This is a genomic window from Shewanella sp. K8 (genome assembly GCF_028823715.1).
Classification (GTDB): Bacteria; Pseudomonadota; Gammaproteobacteria; order Enterobacterales; family Shewanellaceae; genus Shewanella; species Shewanella algae.
Genome location: NZ_JAPEHY010000040.1, coordinates 12014 through 32992, shown reverse-complemented (window position 1 = coordinate 32992; position 20979 = coordinate 12014). Strand labels below are relative to the sequence as shown.

Here is a 20979-nt window from a genome sequence, read left to right as displayed (position 1 = left end):
TAAGCTGCAACTGCCTGTGAAAATAATCCTGCTGACCCATGAAAGAGAGCTGAATCGAGCCAGTAACACAGCCACCCTGGCGCTTAATGCTTATCCGACTCTCTGTAAGCGGGTACTGTGGGCGCGTAAAGCCCCGGATGCTTGGTTAATGGAGCACTTGTCTTTGGGGCGAACAGCCTTACTCTATCCGCAAACCGAAGAAAATACTTCTAGAACTCAAGCTGTAAATGAAAGCCCAAACTTAAGCCAAAGCCCAAACCAAAGCCCGGCTCAGGACGCAACATTGCTTCAAGACGCTGCTCAGGAAGCCGCTCAGAAAGCTGCTCTGAAATTAGGGAAGCCGCTAAATTCGCTGGTCATACTCGATGCAACCTGGCAGGAGGCCGGCAAGATGTATCGCCAAAGCCCCTATCTACAGTCGCTTGCCAGAGTCGAGCTGCAAACAGAGCAGGACTCGGCGTTTCGCTTGCGGCGCAATCAGCGCCAGGGCGGGTTATGTACCTTGGAATGTATTGCGGCTGTTTGGCAAGACTTGGGGGGAGACTATAGTATCGCCGCCAGGCGGTTACTCAGTGAGTTTAATCAATGGCAGGCTGAGATAAGAGCTCCGGCCTAGCTGCACTAGAGTTAGCACAGCAAGCCGGAAGCCGTCTCTCTACGGCGGCGCTGAGTTAAGTCTATCCGCCTGCGTTAGATCACCGTCAGATAAACACACAGGAAATGGCAAACGGCGCCGCCCAACACAAACAGATGCCAGATGGCATGATTGAAAGGGATCGCCTTGGTAGCGTAGAAGATCACCCCCAAGCTGTAGCTCAGCCCCCCGGCCAACAGCAAGTTGAACCCGGCAGTTGACAGGTTATCGATAAGCTCAGGCAACACGGCGACGCAGAGCCAGCCCATGGCCAGATACAGCACCAGGCTCAGCGCCTTGAATCTGTGAATAAAGCAGCTCTTGAACACTATTCCCCCCAATGCCAACGACCAGATGGCTATCAGCACCCATTCTTCCTGGGCATTGGCCAAAGTAATTAACATCAGCGGGGTATAGGTTCCGGCGATTAACAGATAGATGGCGCAGTGATCCAGCATCTTGAGGCGCCGTTTCCACACAGGGTGAGGAATGCTGTGATACAGGGTCGAGCAGAGGAACAGCAGGATAATACTGCCGCCATAGATGGTTACACCTGTTAACTGAATGGCGTCCAGCGAATGCCAGCCCTTGAGCAACATCAGCACCAATCCCAGAATGCCGGCAATCACCCCCAAACCATGGCTGACGGCATTGGCTATCTCTTCATTCAGACTGTATCCAGCGGAAAACTGGCCATTGAACTGGGCTTCGGCTGCTGGGGCTTTGCTGTTGGGCATGATTGACTCTCTGGTTCGACCTCATTGAAAGTGAGTCTAACAGCGCTGTAGCGCCATGGCTAGATAAAAGTGTACAAGTGTTCGCTGAGATGGATTTATTCCTTGAGACGTATCGTCTGCATTTTTGCAAACGTCTAATGTTGCACCTTAACAACTCGTTACCCGGCTTCCAAGTCGCTTTTTACAGTTATTTTGTTCAGAGGATTCCGTCAGTCTTATTCGACAAGGGTTTTACCTGTTTTGCTTGAAGCCGTCGATTTGAGTTTGTAGCGTAAATTGCTTTTCAAACAAGGGAATGAACTTTTTGCCGAGGGTTTTCCTCTAACACTGAGTTTACATTCAGCGACGGATAAATCAGCGGCTTATGCCTTCTCTTCCAGAAAAGTTTATTGCCAGCCGAGACGAAAGCTCGGCGGCAATGGCAAGCTTGAGCATCAGCATCCCGGGTAGGGATGCTGCCTTTGAGCTTGGTCTGGATGAAATCATTAATCCCTGTTCCTGCCAACCAAGCCATTATCAATCACATTCGATTGACCCTTTCTTTACACAATCGCCTTTTAGTCAACAGCTTGGGTTTCAACCCCAATGCCTGGTGCAAGTTGGCATGGCTAAAAAAGCAGAGCAGGGGGATGGTGAGGCAAAGGGCAACGCCTTCAGCAGTTGGACTGTGGCGGGAGCCGCGCACTTAGTACTATTGCTGGGGCTATCCTGGTTTTGGCAGCAAGCAGAATGGCAAAGAGTGGTGACTGAGCCTGCCAAACCCAAGGCGCTGCAATCCTATCTGTATTTCAGTCAGCCCAGCCCAAAACCGTTAACGCCAGTGCCGGAAGCCTTGAAGGATGAAGCAATAACCCAGCCCAAGGAAGCGATAGAGGTTCAAAAAGCTGAGCAACAAAAAACCGAGCAACAAAACACTGAGCAACAAAAACAGGCCGCCGAAGAGTCAGAGCAAGAGACTGAACAAGTGGCTGTTCAAAACCAGAAAGAGCAAAGGATCCCCAAGACTCGGGAGCAAAGCGTTAAACCTACTGGTAGATTCATTGAAGACACAAAAAATGCAGCCGTACCTGCGCCAGAGCGAGCAAATGACTTTAGACCGCAGCCGGCAGAGCAAGCTCAGCTGGACTTCAGTTCAAGCGCATTAAAGTCTGCCCGAAAAGTATTGCAACACTCTCAACAGCAGGCGCTGCTGCAGTTATCACAGCAATATGCGGATAAGGCCACGGGACGCAAGAGCCTCAGTGAAATGGATGGGGAGATGGAAGTGCTTTGGGTCAATGACGCCGATGATTTCAATAAAGTGGCCAGTCTGGATCTGCCGCTCGACCCTAACCGTATCGTCAAGGATGGTGATACCTGCTATCGGGTCGTCAAGGTGCCGACTCCGCTCAATCCCTATGCCGAAAACTTGGGTTTCCCATTTAAGTGCGGTCAGACAGAGATGGAAAAAGCGCTCAAGGAGGCGGTGGCCAGCCGTTTAAAGCGGCTTGGTAAGTGAGTTTTGCAATCAATTTATTTGATTTGAAATAAATTGATTGTTCAATTGTTTTTGGTATTTCCATTTAATTCAAATGATTAAGTTGTGATTTTAATGGATTCAATCCTGCGGCACATTTTGTCATTGGGCTTGTTTCCCGCTTCGGCTTGTGCTTATACTCGGCAGCAATCTTGTCGGAGTGCCCTCTGGGCTGAGACCGTTTATTCGGGATCCGTTGAACCTGATCAGGCTAGCACCTGCGAAGGAAACAAGCATTCAGCTGCAGCATTACCGCAGCCACTGCGAGCAAAAATCTATGCCAAAGGCTTTAAAGAGCCGAGGCGATATCTGGCTTCTCAAGCGGACATTGAACTGACCTGAAACCACGAGGTCAGTCTGCCAACACCGCCGGAGGAGGACTCCAAATCAAGGAGTTTAACCAGTCAGCTTGCGCCGCTTATTATTCAACTCTCCTGACAAGCAATTTCATTTTCCAAAAGAGTGAGCTTGCTTATGTCAAATCGTCAATCCAATCGTCGTCAAACCCGTGAGGCCGCCCAGGCCTTTATCGATAACCTTAAACCCTTGCAGCATCCCAATTCACAGAAGCTGTTTGTTCAGGGCACCCGGGCCGATATTCAGGTAGCCATGCGCCAAATCAGGCAGACAGACACCCGAATACCAACCCAAGATGGCAGTGAGCAATTTGAACCTAATCCCGCCGTACGTGTTTATGATTGTGCCGGCCCTTATTCAGATCCCAACGCGGCTATCAATGTGCGCCAGGGCCTTGATAAACTGCGCCAGGGCTGGATCTTAGAGCGTGATGATACGCAAGAGCTGACTTCGGTCAGCTCCAGTTTTACCCAGCAGCGGCTGGCGGATGAAGGGCTGGATCATCTGAGATTCGACGCTTTGCCCAAACCGCGCCGGGCCAAGCCGGGTAAGCGAGTGACCCAATTGCATTACGCCCGTGCCGGCATTATCACTCCTGAAATGGAATATATCGCCATTCGTGAAAATATGGCCCGGGCCAACGAAGCGCTTGCCAAAGATCCGCAACTGGCCCGCAAAGCCAAAGGAGAAGCCTTTGGCGCTATAGTTGCCACGCCGATAACCCCTGAGTTTGTCCGCAGCGAAGTGGCCCGTGGCCGCGCCATCATTCCTGCCAACATCAACCATCCGGAAGCTGAGCCGATGATTATCGGCCGCAACTTTTTGGTGAAGGTCAACGCCAATATCGGTAATTCGGCGGTGACCTCTTCCATCGAGGAAGAGGTGGAAAAACTGGTGTGGGCCACCCGTTGGGGCGCCGATACGGTAATGGATCTGTCCACCGGCCGTTATATCCACGAAACCCGTGAATGGATAGTACGCAACTCGCCTGTGCCCATAGGTACCGTGCCCATCTATCAGGCGCTGGAAAAGGTCAGCGGCATTGCCGAAGATCTCAGCTGGGAAGTGTTTCGCGACACCCTGATAGAGCAGGCCGAACAAGGAGTGGATTACTTCACCATTCATGCCGGGGTATTGCTGCGCTATGTGCCCATGACGGCCAATCGGGTGACCGGCATGGTATCTCGTGGCGGCTCCATTATGGCCAAGTGGTGCCTGAGCCATCATAAGGAAAACTTCCTCTACAGCCATTTCCGCGACATCTGTGAGCTTTGCGCCGCCTATGATGTGTCACTGTCACTCGGTGACGGCATGCGCCCCGGCTCGATTGCCGATGCTAACGACGAGGCTCAGTTTGCCGAGCTGGAAACCTTGGGTGAGCTGGTGAAAATCGCCTGGGAATACGATGTGCAGACCATTATCGAAGGGCCGGGCCATATCCCTATGCAGCTGATCAAGGAGAATATGGACAAGCAGCTTGAGTACTGTGATGAGGCGCCTTTCTACACCTTGGGGCCCCAGACCACGGATATTGCGCCCGGCTATGATCATTTCACCTCTGGCATAGGCGCGGCGATGATAGCCTGGTACGGCTGCGCCATGCTTTGTTATGTGACCCCCAAGGAGCATCTGGGCTTACCCAACAAAGAAGACGTTAAACAAGGGCTTATTGCATACAAAATTGCGGCGCATGCCGCCGATGTCGCCAAGGGACACCCAGGTGCCCAGCTGCGCGACAATGCGTTGTCCAAGGCCAGATTCGAGTTTCGCTGGGAAGATCAATACAACCTGGGGCTGGATCCTGATACCGCCCGGGCGTTCCATGATGAATCCCTGCCTCAGGAGTCTGCCAAGGTGGCGCATTTTTGCTCCATGTGCGGCCCCAAGTTCTGCTCGATGAAAATCACCCAGGATGTACGCGACTATGCAGCGTCTCTGGCTGCATCTCAGGGGGCTTCAGGGGAGGTGTCAGGGACAGACGCGGCAGAGCGCCAAACCGAGCCTGTGCAGGCTGAAGAACTGACGGCACAGCCGCTGGAAGTACTGGATGCCGAGGCCGGGATGGCGCGGATGTCGGCGCAGTTCAAGGCCGGTGGCAGCGCCCTGTATCATCCGGCTACGGCAAGTGAAAAGTCCTTGTCCGAGTCCAATCCCAAACCCAAGTCCAATCCCGAGCCAGAGGCTACACGCTATGAAGAGGAAGCCTGAAATGTCGGCTGATAAAAGGCCGATAGTCTGGAGCATTGCCGGCTCAGACAGTGGCGGCGGCGCCGGTATCCAGGCCGATCTGGCCACCTTGAGCAATCTTGGCTGTCATGGCTGCTCTATCATCACCACTTTGACCGCCCAGAGCAGTGTGGCGGTGACGCTAACCGAGGCGGTGAGCGAGGAGATGTTGCTGGCGCAGCTCAATGCTCTGCTCGGTGACTTGCCTCCCAAGGCGATAAAAATCGGCTTGCTCGCCAATCAAGTGCAGCTGCAGCTGCTTTGTGACTGGTTGGCTCGGCACCTGCCTGATGTTCCTTTGGTGGTCGACCCCGTCATGGTCGCCAGTTGCGGCGATGCACTCTCAAAGAGCACTGCAATGGGCGCAGCGCGGCTGGATTACCGGCCGCTGGCGGCGCTTTCCACTGTGCTGACCCCGAATATTCACGATCTGGCGTTGCTGAGTCGCAGCGATATTCATGACTTTCCTTCCTGGCAAGATGCGGCAACTTGCCTGGCAAACGAACTGCCTTGCCATCTCTTGGCCAAGGGCGGGGATTTCGAGGCGGGGATCGCGCGCGGCCTGGCAGAAGACTTACTGCTTTTTAAAGACTTGCCTCACAGCTCCGGGTTGCATCAACGGCAGGGGTTTGTGTTGGCGAGCCCAAGGCAAGCATCCAGTAATAACCATGGCAGCGGCTGCACGTTATCCAGTGCCATAGCGGCATTTCTGGCCCACGACTGGATCTTGCCCGATGCCCTAATCCTGGCCAAGGCCTATATCAATGGCGCCTTGGCGCAGAGCTATCAGGTAGGCCGTGGTCCCGGCCCCTTAGGTCGGCCCGGGGCTTGTCTGGCCGCCGGGTTTATGCCTGTCATCTGGCCGCTGGAGGATTATCCCTGGGGCAACCCAGCCCAGGTGCTCGGCGCCCCTTGGCTTGCAGCGCCAACCTCTGCTGATGGTGTTAGTGCTAAAGGCGTTAGTGCTGAAAGCTTTAAAACGCTGCCCCATAATCTGGGTATCTATCCGGTCGTGGCCGATGCCGAATTGCTGGAAGCCTTACTCAAGGCAGGCTGCCGCACTATTCAATTGCGTCTCAAGGAGGAAGTGCTGCCCGGTTCGAGCGCCGAGCAGGCGATCATTCGCGCTATCGCGCTCGGGCACCAATATCAGGCGCGGGTCTTTATCAATGATCACTGGCAACTGGCCATTGCCCACCGCGCCTTTGGTGTGCATTTGGGCCAGGAGGATCTCAGCCAGGCATCCCTTGAGGCCATCCAAGGGGCCGGTCTGGCGCTGGGGTTATCCAGTCACGGTTATTTCGAGGCGCTGCTTGCATTGCGCCGCAGGCCCAGTTATCTGGCCCTCGGGCATATCTTTGCCACCAAGACCAAAGTGATGCCATCTCTGCCCCAGGGACTGGCGCGCCTTGGCGCCTATAGCGAAACCTTCGGCTCCTTGCTGCCGACGGTCGCCATAGGCGGCATTGACGAGCATAACCTTGATGCCGTCAAGCATACCGGAGTGGCCAATGTCGCCGTGGTGCGGGCCATTACCGAGGCCGCCGAACCGGTAACGGCCTTCAGGCGCCTGACACAAAGCTGGTTAGGGCGAGCAGCCCCGATTGCAAACGGGATTAGCTATGCTCAACAAAATGCCGGGCTTCAGGACGATGTCGGGGTTCAGGACTGTACCGGAGTTCAGGACTATGCCGGGCTGAGCGATCGCGACTTTATCCGTTACGGCAGCCAGTTGCTGCTGCCCAGAGTCTCAGAAGCGGGGCAGCTTGCCTTACGGGCCAAGACGGTCGTCATAGTGGGGCTCGGAGGCCTTGGTCATCATTTGGCGCACTCTTTGGCCGCCGCCGGAGTAGGGCGTCTCATTCTTATCGATCCCGATATTGTCGAGCTGGGTAATCTGCCGAGGCAACTGCTCTACAACGAGCAGGATATTGGCCGTTTGAAGGTCGACGTGGCCAAGGAAAAGCTGGGGCGCGATTATCCAAACTGCCTGATTGAGATTGAGCCCAAGCTATTTGGCCCCAAGAGCGCGGAGCTTATTCGCGAGGCGTCACTGGTATTGGATGCCAGCGACAATTTCCTTTGCCGTCATAACCTTAATCAAGCCTGTGTGAAGCTGGGCAAAGAGTTGATTGCGGCGGCGATCAGCGCCGATTCCGGCCTATTGTGTCATACCGCCCCTTGGCTTAACCCCGAGGCGGGCTGTTACGAATGCCTGTTCCCGCGGGATAGCACAGGCTCGGGGCGCTGCCGCGACATGGGGGTGTTGGGTCCTGCGGTGCAAACCCTGGCGGCGATGCAGTCGCTGGCAGCTATCAATACTCTGCTTGGAGAGCGCAGCACCCTGGGGCGGCTCATCAGCTTGGATTGCCGCACTTTAAGCGTGCGTGAGGCTGCGCTTTGCGCCGACCCGGCATGTCTTTGCTGTCAAACCCAATCTCAGGCTGGAAATCAAACCGAAGCTCAATTTATGAAAGGGCGTTCTGAGCTTAGCCGTGAGGAGAATTGCGATGCAAATTAAGATAAACAATCAAGTCAAAGAGTTGCCTGAAGCTATGACGCTGTTACAGCTGCTCGAGTGGTGTGAAATAGCGCCTGGCAGCGTGGCGCTGGTGCGTAATGGCGCCGTAGTGCCCAGATCTCAGTGGCCAGTGCTTGAATGCCGAAACGGAGACAGCCTCGAGCTGTTTTCCGCCGTTGCCGGAGGTTGATATGTTGCAAATTGGCGAGTTTGAATTTCAATCCAGGTTGTTTGGCGGCACCGGCAAGTTTGCTTCGGCAGAGCTGATGCAACGCTCGCTCGTGGCCAGTGGCGCCGAGTTGGTTACTGTGGCGATGAAGCGGCTCGATTTTAACCAGGGTAGTGATGAATTGCTGGCACCGCTCAAAGAGCGCGGCGTGCAGCTGCTGCCCAATACAGCCGGGGCCCGCAATGCCAGGGAGGCAATTTTTGCCGCCGAGCTGGCACGGGAGATGCTGGGCACCCAACTATTGAAGCTGGAGATCCACCCGGATCCCCGTTATCTGTTGCCTGATCCGGTAGAAACACTGGAAGCGGCCCGGGTCTTGTGCACCGAAGGTTTTACTGTACTGCCTTATGTACATGCCGATCCCGTGCTGTGCTTGCGCCTCGAAGAGGTAGGCTGCGCCGCCGTGATGCCGCTTGGCAGTCCCATAGGTTCCAATCAGGGGCTGGCCACAGAACCCTTTTTGAAGATCATCATAGAGCAGGCCAAGGTGCCTGTGGTGGTGGATGCCGGGATCGGCGCGCCGTCTCAGGCGATGCGGGCGATGGAGTTGGGCGCCGATGCCGTGCTGGTTAATACTGCCATCGCCTCCAGCTTGGATCCCGTGACCATGGCGGGCTGCTTCAAGGATGCGGTGCGCGCCGGGCGAGCGGCCTATCTTGCCGGACTCGGGGCCATCAGCAATCGGGCCCAAAACACCAGTCCGCTGACCGGGTTTCTCAATTTGGGAGAAAACCATGGCTGATTTTCTTGAGCGTTTTACCGCTATCGACAGAGATCTACTGCGCCTTGCTATTGCCAGTGTCAGCGCCGCCGATGTTGAGCGCTGTCTGGCGCGGCCCGAGACGATAGCGCACAATCCCTCGGCCTTGCCCATTCTTTTGTCACCGGCGGCCCGGGAATTTCTCGAGCCTATGGCGCAGCTCTCTGCTTCGCTCACCCGCAAGAAGTTTGGCGCCAACATAGGTCTCTATGCGCCGCTCTATGTTTCCAATCTATGCGCCAATGATTGCGACTACTGCGGTTTCAGCATGAGCAATAAAATTCGCCGCAAGACCCTAAGCCAGGCCGAACTGGATGCTGAAATTGCCATTCTCAAGCAGCGCGGCTTTGATTCTGTGTTGCTGGTTTCCGGCGAACATGAAACCAAGGTAGGTCTGGATTATTTTGCCCAGGCGCTTTTGAGACTCAAGCAGGACTTTAGCTACCTGGCGATTGAAGTGCAGCCCCTCGCCGAAGCGGGTTATCGGCGCCTGGTTGATGAGGGGCTGGATGCCGTGATGGTATATCAGGAGACCTATCAGCCCGCCACCTATGACCGCCATCATCTCAGAGGCAATAAAAAGGACTTTGGTTTCAGGCTCAATACACCGGACAGAGCCGCCAGGGCCGGGGTTGACAAGATAGGCCTGGGCGTTTTGCTCGGGCTGGATGATTGGCGCCTGGACTCGGCATTGATGGGGTTGCACCTGGACTATTTACAGCAAAAGTACTGGCGTAGTCGCTTCAGCGTGTCGCTGCCAAGGCTCAGGCCCTGCGTTGGCGGAGTAACGCCGGCTGTGACTCTGGATGATGCCGGATTGGTGCAGCTTATCTGCGCCATGCGCTTGTTCAGCCCGGCGCTGGAGTTGAGTCTCTCTACCCGGGAGAGCGCCTCACTCAGGGACAATCTATTGCCCCTTGGGATCACCCATGTGAGTGCCGCCAGCTCAACAGAGCCAGGTGGTTACAGCAATCCCAAGTTGCAGCTGGATCAGTTCCAGATAAGTGATGAGCGCACAGTCCCTGAGGTGGTCAGCGCCATTCGAGCACAAGGCATGCAACCTGTGTGGAAAGATTGGGACGCGAGTTGGCTCGCAGGCGCCTCTTTTGCGGTAACCCATCAAGGGACATAAACCTTTCGGGCTGTACATTTGTATTAAATTGGCTAATAATTGTTCAAAGCTGTGGCTGAAATGGTAGTAACTGATTTTAGCCACAGAACGAAAATCCACAGTCCAATACAGACAAGGGGCAATCATGCAAATTCCATCGGCTTTTTCGGCGGGAGTTCAAGGGCTGCAAAGCGCCCAGTCCGGCCTGACTCAGGCAACAGTGGATATCGCCCGTCCGGCACCTGCGCAGCAGGCCGATTCGACCCGCCCGGTTGAGGAGGCAGACAAAACCTCGGCACTGGTATCGGCATTGGAATCCAAGGCCCAGGGGCAAGCTTCAGTAGAGGTGATTGAACGCGCATCCGACACCTTGGGCAGTATCATAGATATCGAGGTGTAATATATGGTTGGCGCGCTGGCCGGCGCGGGGCTGACGGCAACAGCCGTGTCCCGGCGGCCAAGCTCGTCAATTGCCAACTTAAGCAGTGGCAGCTCCATAAACCAATCGCCTCTCAGCGCCAACCCTGCCGGTAAAATCTCCGCCAGTCAAAATCCCTCTCAGGTAAGTGGCGTTAAGCCAAGCCCAATAAACCTGAGCTCGGGAAATCAAAGCCCAGTCAATACAAGTTCAGTTAATCCAAGCTCAGTCAATTCAAGCCCGCTCCAAGGTTCAGCTGCACAACATTCAGAGCCACAAACCGTAAAGCCGCCGCGGGAAGCACTGGTCAGTTTGACTAAAGGAGCCCTGGGTGCGGCAGCCTTGTCCAGCTCCGGCCATTGGCATGGAGAGGTTCAAGCATCGATGCCGCTCGCGGGGATATCGGCTCAAGCATCCGCCTTTTTCGGCCAAGGGGCTGACATTGTCGGCGGACCTGCGATACCAGTGACTTTAGCGGGAGAGGTGCCTGAGGTTCCCGCTTTTAATGGCGCAAATACTTCCGCCAACTCTATGGGTGGGGCAGAGCAGGATTTTGACAACACTTCCGGCAGCTCTTCGAGTCGCTCATCGAGCCAGGCTGGCAGCGAAGTAAAAGAAGGGGACGAAGGGGCGGCTCGTCAGTCAACCGGGGAGTCGAATACGACAAGCGCAGCCGAACCCAAGCCGGATGAGGCGCAACAGAAACAGCAGCAGAACCGTGAGAGTCGTGAGCAACAGGCGCTTGAGCGGGAAATCGACTCCCTGATGAAGCGTGATACCCAGGTGCGATCCCATGAACAGGCTCATGCCGCGGTAGGCGGGATCCATGCCGGACAACCGGCATTTGAATTCGAGAAAGGACCCGATGGCAAGCGTTACGCGGTGGAAGGTGAAGTTCAGATAGATGTCTCTGTAGTGAACGGCGATCCGCTGGCGACCATGGCGAAAATGAAACAGGTCTATGCGGCGGCGATGGCACCTGTCGATCCCTCCATGGCCGATATCCGGGTCGCCGCCGAGGCGATGCGTAAATATAACCAGGCAAGAGAAGAGGCCGGAACCCAGAGACTTGCCGCCGCACCAAAGCCTGAGCTGAGTCAAAACCTGTTGGGAGCCGCAGATTCGGTCGCTGAAAAGTCCGCGCCTTCCTTTGAACCCAAGGCTGGCAACTCTGCAAACTTTCCCATAGGCCTGTCTCGTCTGATGGGCGCCATAGCACAGCAGTCAAATGCCTTGAATGAACAGACTTTCAGTCCACCCAAGGCCGAGTTGCAGCTTGAGTCGGGTTCAGTTGCCGACGTGATAGCCGCTGAGCAGCAACAGGCGCAGCGTATTCGGGATGAGAGTCGTTAGTGCTTCACATATCTTCAAGGCTAATTTGAGTTCGGCGAGAGCGCGGCATAATAACCTCCTTGTTAAATGCTTAAACAAAGCATAGTCGGAGGTTTACTTCCGCGTCATTAACGCTGGGTGTCCATATTCTCAGCAGAATGGGCAAAATAAATTATCCATAAAATCTAGTGGTTCAATATTTGAACTTGGCAAAATTACTGTTACTTTACCGTGCTTTTCGCATTCAATTTCTTGAAAGCCACCTTCATTAGCAACTGTGCTTATGTCTAAATCACTCCATCCACACCAAGGGCAACACTTAATTTCTGCATCGGTGTTTGCAGCTATCTCTTGCTTCCAGTTGCATTCGCCACAATGAAGCTTGTGTATTACCTTGGCTTCTGTAAGCGTAGTTACTTTAGGCTTTTCGATCATATCTCTTTCCTACACATAACGCCGCCATCACGAGCCGAGGTATTTGGCACATTTTTTGGAAAAAGCGTGACAAGTACCGAAGGTCACGTGCATGGCCTTGTTAGGCTGTGGACTCCCAAATGAAATGTATATATTCGTCTGTGTATTCGGCATACAAGTCAACTATTAACTCCCTATCAAGGGTATACATTGCATAGGCTCCAACGAACTCTCCTGTGTTAAGCGGTAAACTTGGCTGAGCTATAAGCTCACTACACTGGCTGCGTACCATTGAGTTAAATTTATCTTCTGATATCTTTGTAAAATCAGCCTCAATAATATATGGCTTAAAGTATTCTTCTCGATCGCTCCAGTCATCTTGAAGTTCGGCAGCTAACCAAAAATTTAAACCATTATCGCGACCAAGCTTTGGAGATCTACAGATTCGAATGCTCTCCTCGGAATCAGGTACTCTAAATGCAAACCGGTTATACGTGGTTGTATAAAGGCCTCGGTAGCGCCCAAGACTCATGTCTTCAAAATCAATTTTTTCTAGATCATCATACTCGAACATACTGGAAGCCTAACGCCGCCAGCAGGGGCAGACAAAGTGCGCAGCGGTTTGGGTGTCCCTCTGGCTGGCCTTGTTATTTGCGCACATGGCTAGGTAATGCGCTAATTCTAACCAACTTCCCAACTGAAGGGGACCAAGCAATTAAATGAGGCTCCATTCTGCTACCACTGGCGTCAATCAACTCTCTTACTTCACTCTGGTTGTTGGTCACGAATTCGGTCATTGCGCGAATGTAAATGTCCGTAGCCATTTCGAATTGTTCTTTTGACCAGCTGGTTTCGTATAAAAACTTAGCCCGCTGATTATCTTTTCCTACACAGTACAGCGCCAATATTAAGGAATACTTTGTGTCTGGTTCCTTATTCTCGGACGTCGTCAATATACTGACTTTATACTCTGGGTCTTCCCCGAAGTATTTTAGATATAACTTGGATAAAGCATTCTTAATATGTGGATAGGTATCCTCAGCTGCCTTGTCGCCTAGCTTTTTGACAAAAGCTCCGCCAAAAAGGATTGCAACGGATGAGATGCCAAGCAGTAGGATGGAAGCTTGAGGGCCTTTTTTAGGAGTTTCGTGAAAAGCCACATCTTGACCAAGATGTTCTAGGGACTGCTTTAACTGATCAATAGCTTTACTATCGATGCTTTCCTCAAACGCAATGTTTAATATATCTTGATTCACAGTTTCCCTCTGAGCATATAACAGCTGTATAGTGCGCATGCGCGTTTTAGTCCTCGGAGGACTGTAAACGCGCATCGCTATCTCTTTGTATTATTTAGATATAATAAGCCAGAATATCCCTTGCAGCTATACGTACATGCGCGGTCTCCAAACCTATTATCTGCCAACAGTGTTTTATATCTATATGACTTTAATGATATTTTCTGTAATGTTACAGAAATAATGCGCCAGATTATCTTCAAATTTCAGGGGCTTTTGTCAAAACCTCAATAATACTGTGTGAAAAACAAGCACTATAGTGCTCTCCCGGAGCTGTTCGAGTCACTCTCTAACTGATATTCGTGACGTCATGCCTTACGGACACAGGATAAAGATGAAGTTGCTCCGTTTCTTACTATTTATAATGAGCTCAGATTTATACTGAGCCAGATTTATGCTGAGCCAGGATCAGTGATTCCAGCAGCTTACAGGCCGGGCCCTGTTTGTCTCTCTGTGGCACTACCAGACTGAGCAGTATCTTGCGGCTGCTGGAACCTTTGAGACTGAGCCGTACCAATTGCCCATTTTCCAGCTCCTGCTTGACCAGATGCGCCGGGATCCAGCAAAAACCTATGCCTTTGGCCAGGATCACCTTGGCTTCGTGGAAGTTGCTGACGGTCCAGCGCTGCTCGGCCTTGAGCCAGCCGATTTCCTGCTGACTATTGATGCCGGTATCTTTGATCACAATTTGCAGATGTTGGGCCAGCACTCTGTCATCTTCAATTTCCACTTGGGCCGCCAGCGGATGGGAAGGGTGGCAGAGCAGGTAGAAGTCCAAGTCGCAAAGGGGCTCAGAGATATAACCCATGGGCGGGGTACCGCAAATCGCAATATCCACCTGATGGTTTTTGATCATCTCCTGGGTACCGCTGATCACTGTGTCCCGCACTGTGACCCGGGTTCCGCGGCTTTGGGGCAGAAAGGCGGCCAGCGCCTCGGTCAGGGTTTCCATGGGGTAGACCAGTTCCCTGGCGATGCTCAGACTCGGCTCCCAGCCTTGTTCCAGATTGCTGGCGAGCTGCTCCAATTCCCCCACAGCCTGAGTGACGTGACGAGAGCGACGAAGCAGTACTTCGCCGCATTCGGTCAGATAGGCCTTGCGGCCGCGCACTTCGAGGAGTTGGATCCCCAACTGATGCTGCAGCTTGGCAACAGCATGGTTGAGGGATGACTGGCTCTTGTTGAGCTGCTCGGCAGCCTGGGCGTAACCACCGAAGTCGACGACGGCCTGCAGGATCCGCCACTGTTCCAATGTGGACTTGGGTCTGTTCATTTTCTAAAAACTCGTCAGATTTCGGCCTATCATGGGTGGAAACTGCCAGTTTTTCAAACTATTTAGCCTTTTTCGTCGACTCGGTCGCCTGTTTGACAGACTCGAGTGGCGTCACCTGCATCGGCAGGTATTTCCGGGTCGCCTTGAGCTCACTCAAATAGGGGCCTTTATGCAGTTTTTCCGGCCATTTGAGCAGCATCATCGCCAGCACATTACGGTGTTCCCCCAGAGCCAGCGCCGGGTTGCCTTTGGGGGAGCGAATAAAGTCTACCTCAGGATCGAAGGACTTGATGATGTGCGCCTGAGTGGCTTTCACCATGGGATGAGCTTTGCCCTTGCCGGCGAGCAGATAGCTTATTCCTACTTCGGCAATAATATCGTTGGTGGCATCACTGAGGATCCGCTCGCGGTTGGCTTCGAAGTAGTCGAGGATCCAGGCGAACTCCTTGGCATCTACCGGGTGCTGATAGTATTCACTGGCGGCGAAGATAAAGTGAGTCAGGCCATAGAGCTTATTGCGATATTGTGCCTTACTGAGCTTGCCATCCTCGGCATCCGGGTAGACACGTTTAAAGGCGGCTTTGTAGTCTTCCAGGTAATCACCAACGCCAAGCTGCTTGGCCCAGTAAACATAATTGATCAGCTGCGCCGCCCAGGCTTCAATCATGGCTTCGTCGGTCAGGCCGTGCTCCAGATCTGTACTCTTGAGCCCTTTGAGCAACTTGTCGTGGCAGGGCCCGGTAAATCCCAATTCATCTATGCGACTGGCGTAGCGCAGCAGCACATCGGTATAAAACAGAAATTCGGGGAAGGGTTTGAGCGCTTTTTTGCGTGCCTTGGCCCGGGGGCCATTGCCCAGTTGGGATATTGCCTTGAGTGATTCACTTTTGACAAATTCAGGGTCGTCCAGTTGGCAGGCATAAAAGCTTTGCGCTTCAGTAACCGCAAACAGATCCACCAAGGCGGCGTTGGCGTACTGCTCGTCACCTGTCATCCGATAGAGACGGATCCCGTAATGACCCTGCACCCTGGGTGGCAGCTGGTAGAGATGCTGCTCCAGATTCTGCTGAATGCGTTGATAAACCTCGTCAGCGCTGGGCTGGCTCTTGGCGGCCAGCGTACTGCTCATCACTCCCAGGCAGAGGGCAAGTGTCAGTTGACCGGTTCTCTTGAGTATTGGCATCGCGTATCCTCCGGATGAGTGTGGCCGCATCGGCAGCGCCAAACAGGCTTTGCAAACGGGCGACCATAGGTTGGGCTGATTCGTTGACCAGCAAGAGATCAAATAGTTGCGCCGGGTTGCAGCCCCGGGTGTGAACATCTATGGCTTTGGCAAGCTGTTGTTGCCAGAGCCCGAGATAATAGAGCGGCCCCTGATCGCTGATGGCGCCAAAGCTGTAGCTATAGTCACTGACTTCGGGCCAAGAGCCATTAAAACTGGCTTCAAACGCCTTGTGCAGCTGTGGGTATTGGCTGTTGCCAAAGGCTTCAAAGCTGGCGAGGGCCACTTTGGCACGAAACACCTTGAGCTGCTGCTGGTATTCTTCGGCCAGTTGTTCGCGCGAGCCGGGAGCCGGCTTGAGTGAAAATGCAAAGGCGCCGCTCAGATAGCGCTCAAGCCAGGCTTTGCCCACTCCGGCGCCATCCTGAGGCAACTCCAGACTGTTATTGAGATAGTAACGACCGCCGCCACTGAGTTGGGCTATGGCGGCGCTCAGGGAAGAAACTGCGGTCTGATAGTCCTTGAGCTTCACTTGCTGAGGCTTAAGCACCAGCTCGCTCTGGCCGGTTTGTTGGCCGACAACGGCGCGGCGCAGCATTTTGTGGCGGTTGTGTTTGCCTTCGCTGATAAGCAGTTCACCCAGCAGCCGACCATGGTGATACACCCTGAGCCAGTCGTCGTTAATCTGCTCTGTGGTTAATCCCAGCGGTTTGAGATGGTCAAACAGGGCTTTTAGTACTTCAGAGCCTTTGAGGGCGACCATTTCGGTTGACTGGGCCTGCTGTAACTCGCGCCCCAGATCCCAAGGGGCGTAATCCAGTTTTTGGGTGCTGGCATCGAGAAATTTGGCCACATCGCTTGGCGTGCTCAGCAACTGAGAACTGAGGATAAAATCACTGTAGCTCGGGTAACCATGCGCTTTGGCTTGTTGTTGTCTCAGGGCAAACACGGATGAAAGCGGCAGTTGATTGCGTAATCTGGCGCGGCCCTGATAAGTGCGCCAAACCTTGGCGCGACAATCACTATCGGCCTGTTGCATCAAGTAAGAGGCGATATTGACTGCAAAAAAGCCGGGCTTTTGGGCTGATTGAGCAGCTTCCTGCTCCGCTGAATCCTCTTCGGGGTTAAGAGCCTGTTGCATGCCGGGCAGGGCACATTGTCCCAACTCCAGCTTGAGATCGTCACTGCGCATTCCCTGGCGAATGCTGGCCTGGGCGCCATGAAGACGGGCTTTTTCCTCTATGCCCAGATGTTGTTGCATTAACCAGTCCAACCTCTGGGCCAATGCTTGAAGCTGTGGCTCATCATCCTGGTTCAGTTCGGATGTCAGGCTTATCAGCGCCGGTTCGCTCAGGAATCTATCCATGGTGTCGGCCAGTTTCAACTGACACTGCAACAGCAGCTCATGCTGAGCCGCTGACAGGGGGAAACTCCGATAATAACCGAGGCGGTCATTGATATTGTGCAGCCCGAGGGTTTGTCGCTCCAGCAACTGCAGATCCTGAAATTCAGGTTGAAAATTGCTGCTGTATTCGACACATTGAGCCGTCAGCAAGGGGACGGCATCAGGCGCGGCCAGGGCAGGGGAAATGCCCGACGCCATTGTCGATGCCAGCAGCGAAGCCAACACCGACAGTGGCAGCCTGGACTTGAGGCGAGACGGACTCAGGCCGGAGTTAGCGGCTGGCAAAGTGCTTCTTGGCATAAGCGACCCGTTCTTCCACTGACATGGGTTTGCCCGTCATTCTTTCCACATGCTGCAGCCTTGGCAATATCCCCATGCCATTGGCTATCTGGATGGCAAGCCCTGGACGGGCGTTGAGCTCCAGCAGCAGTGGTCCCTTGTTTTGATCCAGTACCATATCGGTTCCCAGATAACCCAGTTCGCACATCTCATAGGCGCTCGAGGCCGTGTGCAACAAGGTATCCCAGTGGGGCACCTCGATTTCAATCAGGTTACGCCCCGTGTCCGGATGCAAATCGACCGGGCAGTCAAACTGCACCGCATGCAGACCGCGGCCGGTGGCGATATCCAAGCCGACACCAACCGCGCCCTGGTGCAGGTTGGCCTTGCCATCGGAAGCGGCGGTGGACAACCTGAGCATTCCCATCACAGGAAAACCCTTGAACACTATCAGGCGGATATCCGGAACCCCTTCGTAGCTGAAGCCATCGAATACGGGATCGAACTCAATCAAGCCCTCAATAATGGCCACATCCGGCTTGCCACCGAGGGAGAACAGGCCGCTGAGGATATTGGAAACGTGGCGATCGACCTCGCTCGGGGTGACTTCATTGCCGTTGGGCTTATAGAAGCGACCATTCTCCACATGGGTGATCACCAAGATCCCTTTGCCGCCCGAGCCTTTGGAGGGTTTGATCACAAAGCCGCTGCGATCTTTTACTTGTTCGGGAATGCTATTGATACCGTGTTGCTCGCGCACCACACCTATCAGATCGGGCACGGCAATATCATTGGCAAGCGCAAGTTGCTTGGTGGTGAGCTTGTCGTCCACCCGCTTGTAAAACTTGCGCGGATTGTAGCGGCCAATATAGTCGATATTGCGCTTGTTCATATTCAGCACGCCAGCGCGGCGTAGCTGCCATGGCCAGGCAAAATTCATCTTATTCTCCTGCCAGTGGCTTGAAGCGCTTGAGCTCCAGCAGTCGATAACCCGTGTACTGACCCATCAGCAGCACCAGCGCCAGGATCACCAAATGAATACCCAGGAAGTTGAACACCCAGTGCTGTACCCAAGTGGCGCTCATAGCCAGATAAGCCAGAGTGGCTACCAGAAGTGAACCTCCACCTTGCACCATCACCTCTTTGGCGCCTTCCTCTTCCCAGAGGATAGACATACGTTCAATGGTCCAGGCGAGAATGATCATCGGGAAGAAGGTGATAGTCAGGCCTTCACTAAGCCCAAACTTGTACGACAGCAGGGTAAACAGGCCTATGATGCCTATCACCACTATGATCACCGCCGATATTCGCGAAATCAGCAACAGGTTCAGATGCGATAGATAGGAGCGGATCATCAAGCCAAAGGCCACAATCAGCAGGAAACCTATCAGGCCGGTCAGCAGTGTGGTTTGGATAAAGGCCAGGGCGATAAGCACAGGCATAAAGGTACCTGAAGTCTTGATGCCTATGATAACCCTAAGGAATACCACCATCAGCACTCCGATGGGGATCAGCAAAATACCCTTGAACAGACTCTGTTCTTCCAGCGGCAGTTGATAGAGGGAAAAGTCGATGGCGTTGTTTTTGGCCATCATGTCTATGGAGGTCGCCAGGGCTGAACGTGTGTCTTTCAGCATGGAGAAGTTGACCTGGGAGTTGCTGCCACCCAGAACGTCCAATACCGATTTACCGCTGCGCTCCCACAGTACCATGTTTTCCGGACGGCCCTCTGTGCCTTTGACCAGATCGAACAAGTGCCATTTACCGTCCTGATAGACTTCGACAAAGGGAGAAAGCTGCTGCCGACGGCGCTGATCTTCCAGATACAGACCATTGACTTCCTGAGTTGGAATACCGCGGCTATTGAGCATATGGACAAACAGCTTAGTGGGTGAGTTGGCCGACAGCAGCAGCTCTATGTTCTGACTGCGATCGCGGCCGGCAATGGCGCGCATGATCTCACGGGCAAAAGAGAGGTTACCGGCACTGCGAGCCCAGGCTTCGTCCATCACCTGCTCGGCGGCGGCTTTCTCGGTTGCAGACCAGATATAAGGTGCAGGCGGCAGAGGTTCTTCCTGAGCCTTGAGTATTTCACGGCCTGTGGGGATCAGGGTGACTTTGTAATAGAGGTCCTGTTGGCCATTGGCTTGACGAATCGACCAAAGCGCGCGGCGGCCCTGTTCATTGTTGCTGATAGTCAGGCCATAACCCGGGGAGGTGGCATTTTCCATCAAGACTTCAAATGCCGGATCCTGTGGCAGGGAGAAAGAGACTTCTGCCGGGCCACCCGTACCCTGAAAGCTGACTTTGGCATCGACAGCCCAACTTTGTACCTGCTCACCGGGCAGGAAGGGCACATTGTGTTCAATACCACGATAAATACTGGCGCTGAGCCCAACAATAAACAGCAGAGCTACCACCAGGTAGAAAGGTTTCCGTGAATGCATTACCGCTCCTATTTATGGCTCGAAATCACTAAGTCTTTGGCTTTGCCGTGCAGGTAAGCTTGGCCTACGTCGACAACGGCTATGTCTTTCATAAACTTGCGGCCGAGCAGCAAAGGATATTCGAGGTGACTGCGGTCGGTAAGGTTAAGATCGGTTTCGGCGGCATATTTGCCTATTTTAAGGTGGGCGTGGATCACCGGACGGCGATCGTCTTTTTCATCGGCGTCTTGCTTGATACGCACAAAACGTACCACCTTGGATTCGAAAGTTTTTCCCGGCGCATCCGCGCCATTGATCATCACATCGAATCTAACCCACTGGGCGCCATCACGTTCAAACAGAATAATGTTGCGGGCATCGAGTGAAGAGGATTCGGCACCGGTATCGATACGGGTATCGAAACTGGCATTCAGTTCATCGATAAAGACGCTCTCGACTTCACCGAGAATATATTTGTCGCCAATAGGTGAAGCTTCGCAGGGCGCAGGCACCTGTACTTCCTTGATGGTTTCCTTGGGGGGCTGCTGCAGTTTCTTCATCTGCTGTTGCAAACCCTGAAGCTGAGTATTCAAGGCATCCAGATGCTGTTGCTGTTGATTCTGAGCCTGAGCAATCACATTGACTATGCTGGCTTCCTGAGAGGCGAGGTTGGACTGCAAGGTCTGGGCGTCGACCGGCACCGGGGCATTTGCCACTTCCTGAGTGCTGGCGCAGCCGCCGGCAAGTGTTGCCATGGAGGCCATGACGGCGATTGAAATCGTCTGTTTCAACATAGTGCTTCCTGTATTCTGTTTTCCAGATTG

At 53.7% G+C, this 20979-nt stretch carries 19 protein-coding genes and 1 riboswitch; of the genes, 9 read left to right on the top strand and 10 right to left on the bottom strand.

All coding sequences use genetic code 11. The annotated features are described in order from the left end of the window. Window positions 1–16: 16 nt before the first annotated feature. Window positions 17–616 (top strand): tRNA-uridine aminocarboxypropyltransferase, encoded by a 600-nt coding sequence (locus ON072_RS18230; protein WP_044734429.1) that lies wholly within the window; start codon window positions 17–19, stop codon window positions 614–616. A 74-nt stretch (window positions 617–690) separates the two neighbouring features. On the opposite strand, the gene trhA is transcribed toward ON072_RS18230, so the two are convergent. After that, window positions 691–1371: a PAQR family membrane homeostasis protein TrhA gene (trhA, locus tag ON072_RS18225; RefSeq protein ID WP_144216273.1), complete on the bottom strand. Its 681-nt coding sequence runs from the start codon at window positions 1369–1371 to the stop codon at window positions 691–693. 604 nt (window positions 1372–1975) lie between these two features. On the opposite strand from trhA, the gene ON072_RS18220 reads away from it, so the two are divergent. The 8 genes from ON072_RS18220 to ON072_RS18185 all read left to right on the top strand — a co-directional run bounded on the left by ON072_RS18220 (window position 1976) and on the right by ON072_RS18185 (window position 11862). Further along, window positions 1976–2869, top strand: coding sequence for a hypothetical protein (locus ON072_RS18220; protein ID WP_208163731.1), 894 nt, complete (start codon window positions 1976–1978; stop codon window positions 2867–2869). Window positions 2870–3033: 164 nt separating this feature from the next. Beyond that, window positions 3034–3133: riboswitch (TPP riboswitch) on the top strand. 228 nt (window positions 3134–3361) lie between these two features. Further along, the gene (thiC, locus tag ON072_RS18215; RefSeq protein WP_274626132.1) at window positions 3362–5452 is read left to right on the top strand and encodes a phosphomethylpyrimidine synthase ThiC; all 2091 of its coding nucleotides are present in this window, start codon (window positions 3362–3364) and stop codon (window positions 5450–5452) included. A 1-nt stretch (window position 5453) separates the two neighbouring features. Next, complete coding sequence (locus ON072_RS18210; protein WP_261752494.1) at window positions 5454–7991, top strand: bifunctional hydroxymethylpyrimidine kinase/phosphomethylpyrimidine kinase; 2538 nt, start codon at window positions 5454–5456, stop codon at window positions 7989–7991. Continuing rightward, the gene (gene thiS, locus ON072_RS18205; RefSeq protein ID WP_071237576.1) at window positions 7981–8181 is read left to right on the top strand and encodes a sulfur carrier protein ThiS; all 201 of its coding nucleotides are present in this window, start codon (window positions 7981–7983) and stop codon (window positions 8179–8181) included. The genes ON072_RS18210 and thiS overlap by 11 nt, the downstream gene beginning before the upstream one ends. A gap of 1 nt (window position 8182) precedes the next feature. After that, window positions 8183–8962 carry a thiazole synthase gene (locus ON072_RS18200; protein WP_144224464.1) on the top strand — a complete coding sequence of 260 codons (780 nt, stop codon included), beginning with the start codon at window positions 8183–8185 and terminating at the stop codon, window positions 8960–8962. After that, window positions 8955–10112, top strand: coding sequence for a 2-iminoacetate synthase ThiH (gene thiH, locus ON072_RS18195; RefSeq protein WP_274626131.1), 1158 nt, complete (start codon window positions 8955–8957; stop codon window positions 10110–10112). The genes ON072_RS18200 and thiH overlap by 8 nt, the downstream gene beginning before the upstream one ends. A gap of 124 nt (window positions 10113–10236) precedes the next feature. Next, complete coding sequence (locus tag ON072_RS18190; RefSeq protein WP_025009680.1) at window positions 10237–10491, top strand: hypothetical protein; 255 nt, start codon at window positions 10237–10239, stop codon at window positions 10489–10491. 3 nt (window positions 10492–10494) lie between these two features. Next, window positions 10495–11862, top strand: coding sequence for a putative metalloprotease CJM1_0395 family protein (locus ON072_RS18185; RefSeq protein WP_144128419.1), 1368 nt, complete (start codon window positions 10495–10497; stop codon window positions 11860–11862). Between the two features lie 129 nt (window positions 11863–11991). Here the strand turns inward: ON072_RS18185 and ON072_RS18180 are convergent, their stop codons facing one another. The 9 genes from ON072_RS18180 to ON072_RS18140 form a co-directional block, all read right to left on the bottom strand. Beyond that, window positions 11992–12276 (bottom strand): hypothetical protein, encoded by a 285-nt coding sequence (locus ON072_RS18180; RefSeq protein WP_144128420.1) that lies wholly within the window; start codon window positions 12274–12276, stop codon window positions 11992–11994. Window positions 12277–12376: 100 nt separating this feature from the next. After that, on the bottom strand, window positions 12377–12829 hold the full coding sequence (locus ON072_RS18175) for a hypothetical protein (protein WP_144128421.1): 453 nt from the start codon (window positions 12827–12829) through the stop codon (window positions 12377–12379). 73 nt (window positions 12830–12902) lie between these two features. Next, on the bottom strand, window positions 12903–13511 hold the full coding sequence (locus tag ON072_RS18170) for a hypothetical protein (protein ID WP_144128422.1): 609 nt from the start codon (window positions 13509–13511) through the stop codon (window positions 12903–12905). Window positions 13512–13926: 415 nt separating this feature from the next. Then, entirely contained in the window at window positions 13927–14823 is an 897-nt protein-coding gene (locus tag ON072_RS18165; RefSeq protein WP_107004776.1) for a LysR family transcriptional regulator, read from the bottom strand. A gap of 58 nt (window positions 14824–14881) precedes the next feature. Next, window positions 14882–15952 (bottom strand): DUF3541 domain-containing protein, encoded by a 1071-nt coding sequence (locus ON072_RS18160; protein ID WP_234519970.1) that lies wholly within the window; start codon window positions 15950–15952, stop codon window positions 14882–14884. Next, entirely contained in the window at window positions 15912–17750 is a 1839-nt protein-coding gene (locus tag ON072_RS18155; RefSeq protein ID WP_107004778.1) for a M3 family metallopeptidase, read from the bottom strand. The genes ON072_RS18160 and ON072_RS18155 overlap by 41 nt, the downstream gene beginning before the upstream one ends. Then, complete coding sequence (locus ON072_RS18150) at window positions 17722–18669, bottom strand: alpha-L-glutamate ligase-like protein (RefSeq protein ID WP_025009688.1); 948 nt, start codon at window positions 18667–18669, stop codon at window positions 17722–17724. Before ON072_RS18150 ends, ON072_RS18155 begins: the two co-directional genes overlap by 29 nt. A 1-nt stretch (window position 18670) precedes the next feature. Beyond that, entirely contained in the window at window positions 18671–20176 is a 1506-nt protein-coding gene (locus tag ON072_RS18145; protein ID WP_028779244.1) for an inactive transglutaminase family protein, read from the bottom strand. Window positions 20177–20184: 8 nt separating this feature from the next. Next, window positions 20185–20949, bottom strand: coding sequence for an ATP-dependent zinc protease family protein (locus ON072_RS18140; RefSeq protein WP_037436565.1), 765 nt, complete (start codon window positions 20947–20949; stop codon window positions 20185–20187). Window positions 20950–20979 lie beyond the last annotated feature (30 nt).

Bases quoted from the DNA above. Each gene is read 5' to 3' on its own strand.
- trhA (WP_144216273.1), bottom strand. From the start codon at position 1,371: ATGCCCAACAGCAAAGCCCCAGCAGCCGAAGCCCAGTTCAATGGCCAG.
- ON072_RS18220 (WP_208163731.1), top strand. From the start codon at position 1,976: ATGGCTAAAAAAGCAGAGCAGGGGGATGGTGAGGCAAAGGGCAACGCC.
- thiC (WP_274626132.1), top strand. From the start codon at position 3,362: ATGTCAAATCGTCAATCCAATCGTCGTCAAACCCGTGAGGCCGCCCAG.
- ON072_RS18210 (WP_261752494.1), top strand. From the start codon at position 5,454: ATGTCGGCTGATAAAAGGCCGATAGTCTGGAGCATTGCCGGCTCAGAC.
- thiS (WP_071237576.1), top strand. From the start codon at position 7,981: ATGCAAATTAAGATAAACAATCAAGTCAAAGAGTTGCCTGAAGCTATG.
- ON072_RS18200 (WP_144224464.1), top strand. From the start codon at position 8,183: ATGTTGCAAATTGGCGAGTTTGAATTTCAATCCAGGTTGTTTGGCGGC.
- thiH (WP_274626131.1), top strand. From the start codon at position 8,955: ATGGCTGATTTTCTTGAGCGTTTTACCGCTATCGACAGAGATCTACTG.
- ON072_RS18190 (WP_025009680.1), top strand. From the start codon at position 10,237: ATGCAAATTCCATCGGCTTTTTCGGCGGGAGTTCAAGGGCTGCAAAGC.
- ON072_RS18185 (WP_144128419.1), top strand. From the start codon at position 10,495: ATGGTTGGCGCGCTGGCCGGCGCGGGGCTGACGGCAACAGCCGTGTCC.
- ON072_RS18180 (WP_144128420.1), bottom strand. From the start codon at position 12,276: ATGATCGAAAAGCCTAAAGTAACTACGCTTACAGAAGCCAAGGTAATA.
- ON072_RS18175 (WP_144128421.1), bottom strand. From the start codon at position 12,829: ATGTTCGAGTATGATGATCTAGAAAAAATTGATTTTGAAGACATGAGT.
- ON072_RS18165 (WP_107004776.1), bottom strand. From the start codon at position 14,823: ATGAACAGACCCAAGTCCACATTGGAACAGTGGCGGATCCTGCAGGCC.
- ON072_RS18160 (WP_234519970.1), bottom strand. From the start codon at position 15,952: ATGAGCAGTACGCTGGCCGCCAAGAGCCAGCCCAGCGCTGACGAGGTT.
- ON072_RS18155 (WP_107004778.1), bottom strand. From the start codon at position 17,750: ATGCCAAGAAGCACTTTGCCAGCCGCTAACTCCGGCCTGAGTCCGTCT.
- ON072_RS18150 (WP_025009688.1), bottom strand. From the start codon at position 18,669: ATGAATTTTGCCTGGCCATGGCAGCTACGCCGCGCTGGCGTGCTGAAT.
- ON072_RS18145 (WP_028779244.1), bottom strand. From the start codon at position 20,176: ATGCATTCACGGAAACCTTTCTACCTGGTGGTAGCTCTGCTGTTTATT.
- ON072_RS18140 (WP_037436565.1), bottom strand. From the start codon at position 20,949: ATGTTGAAACAGACGATTTCAATCGCCGTCATGGCCTCCATGGCAACA.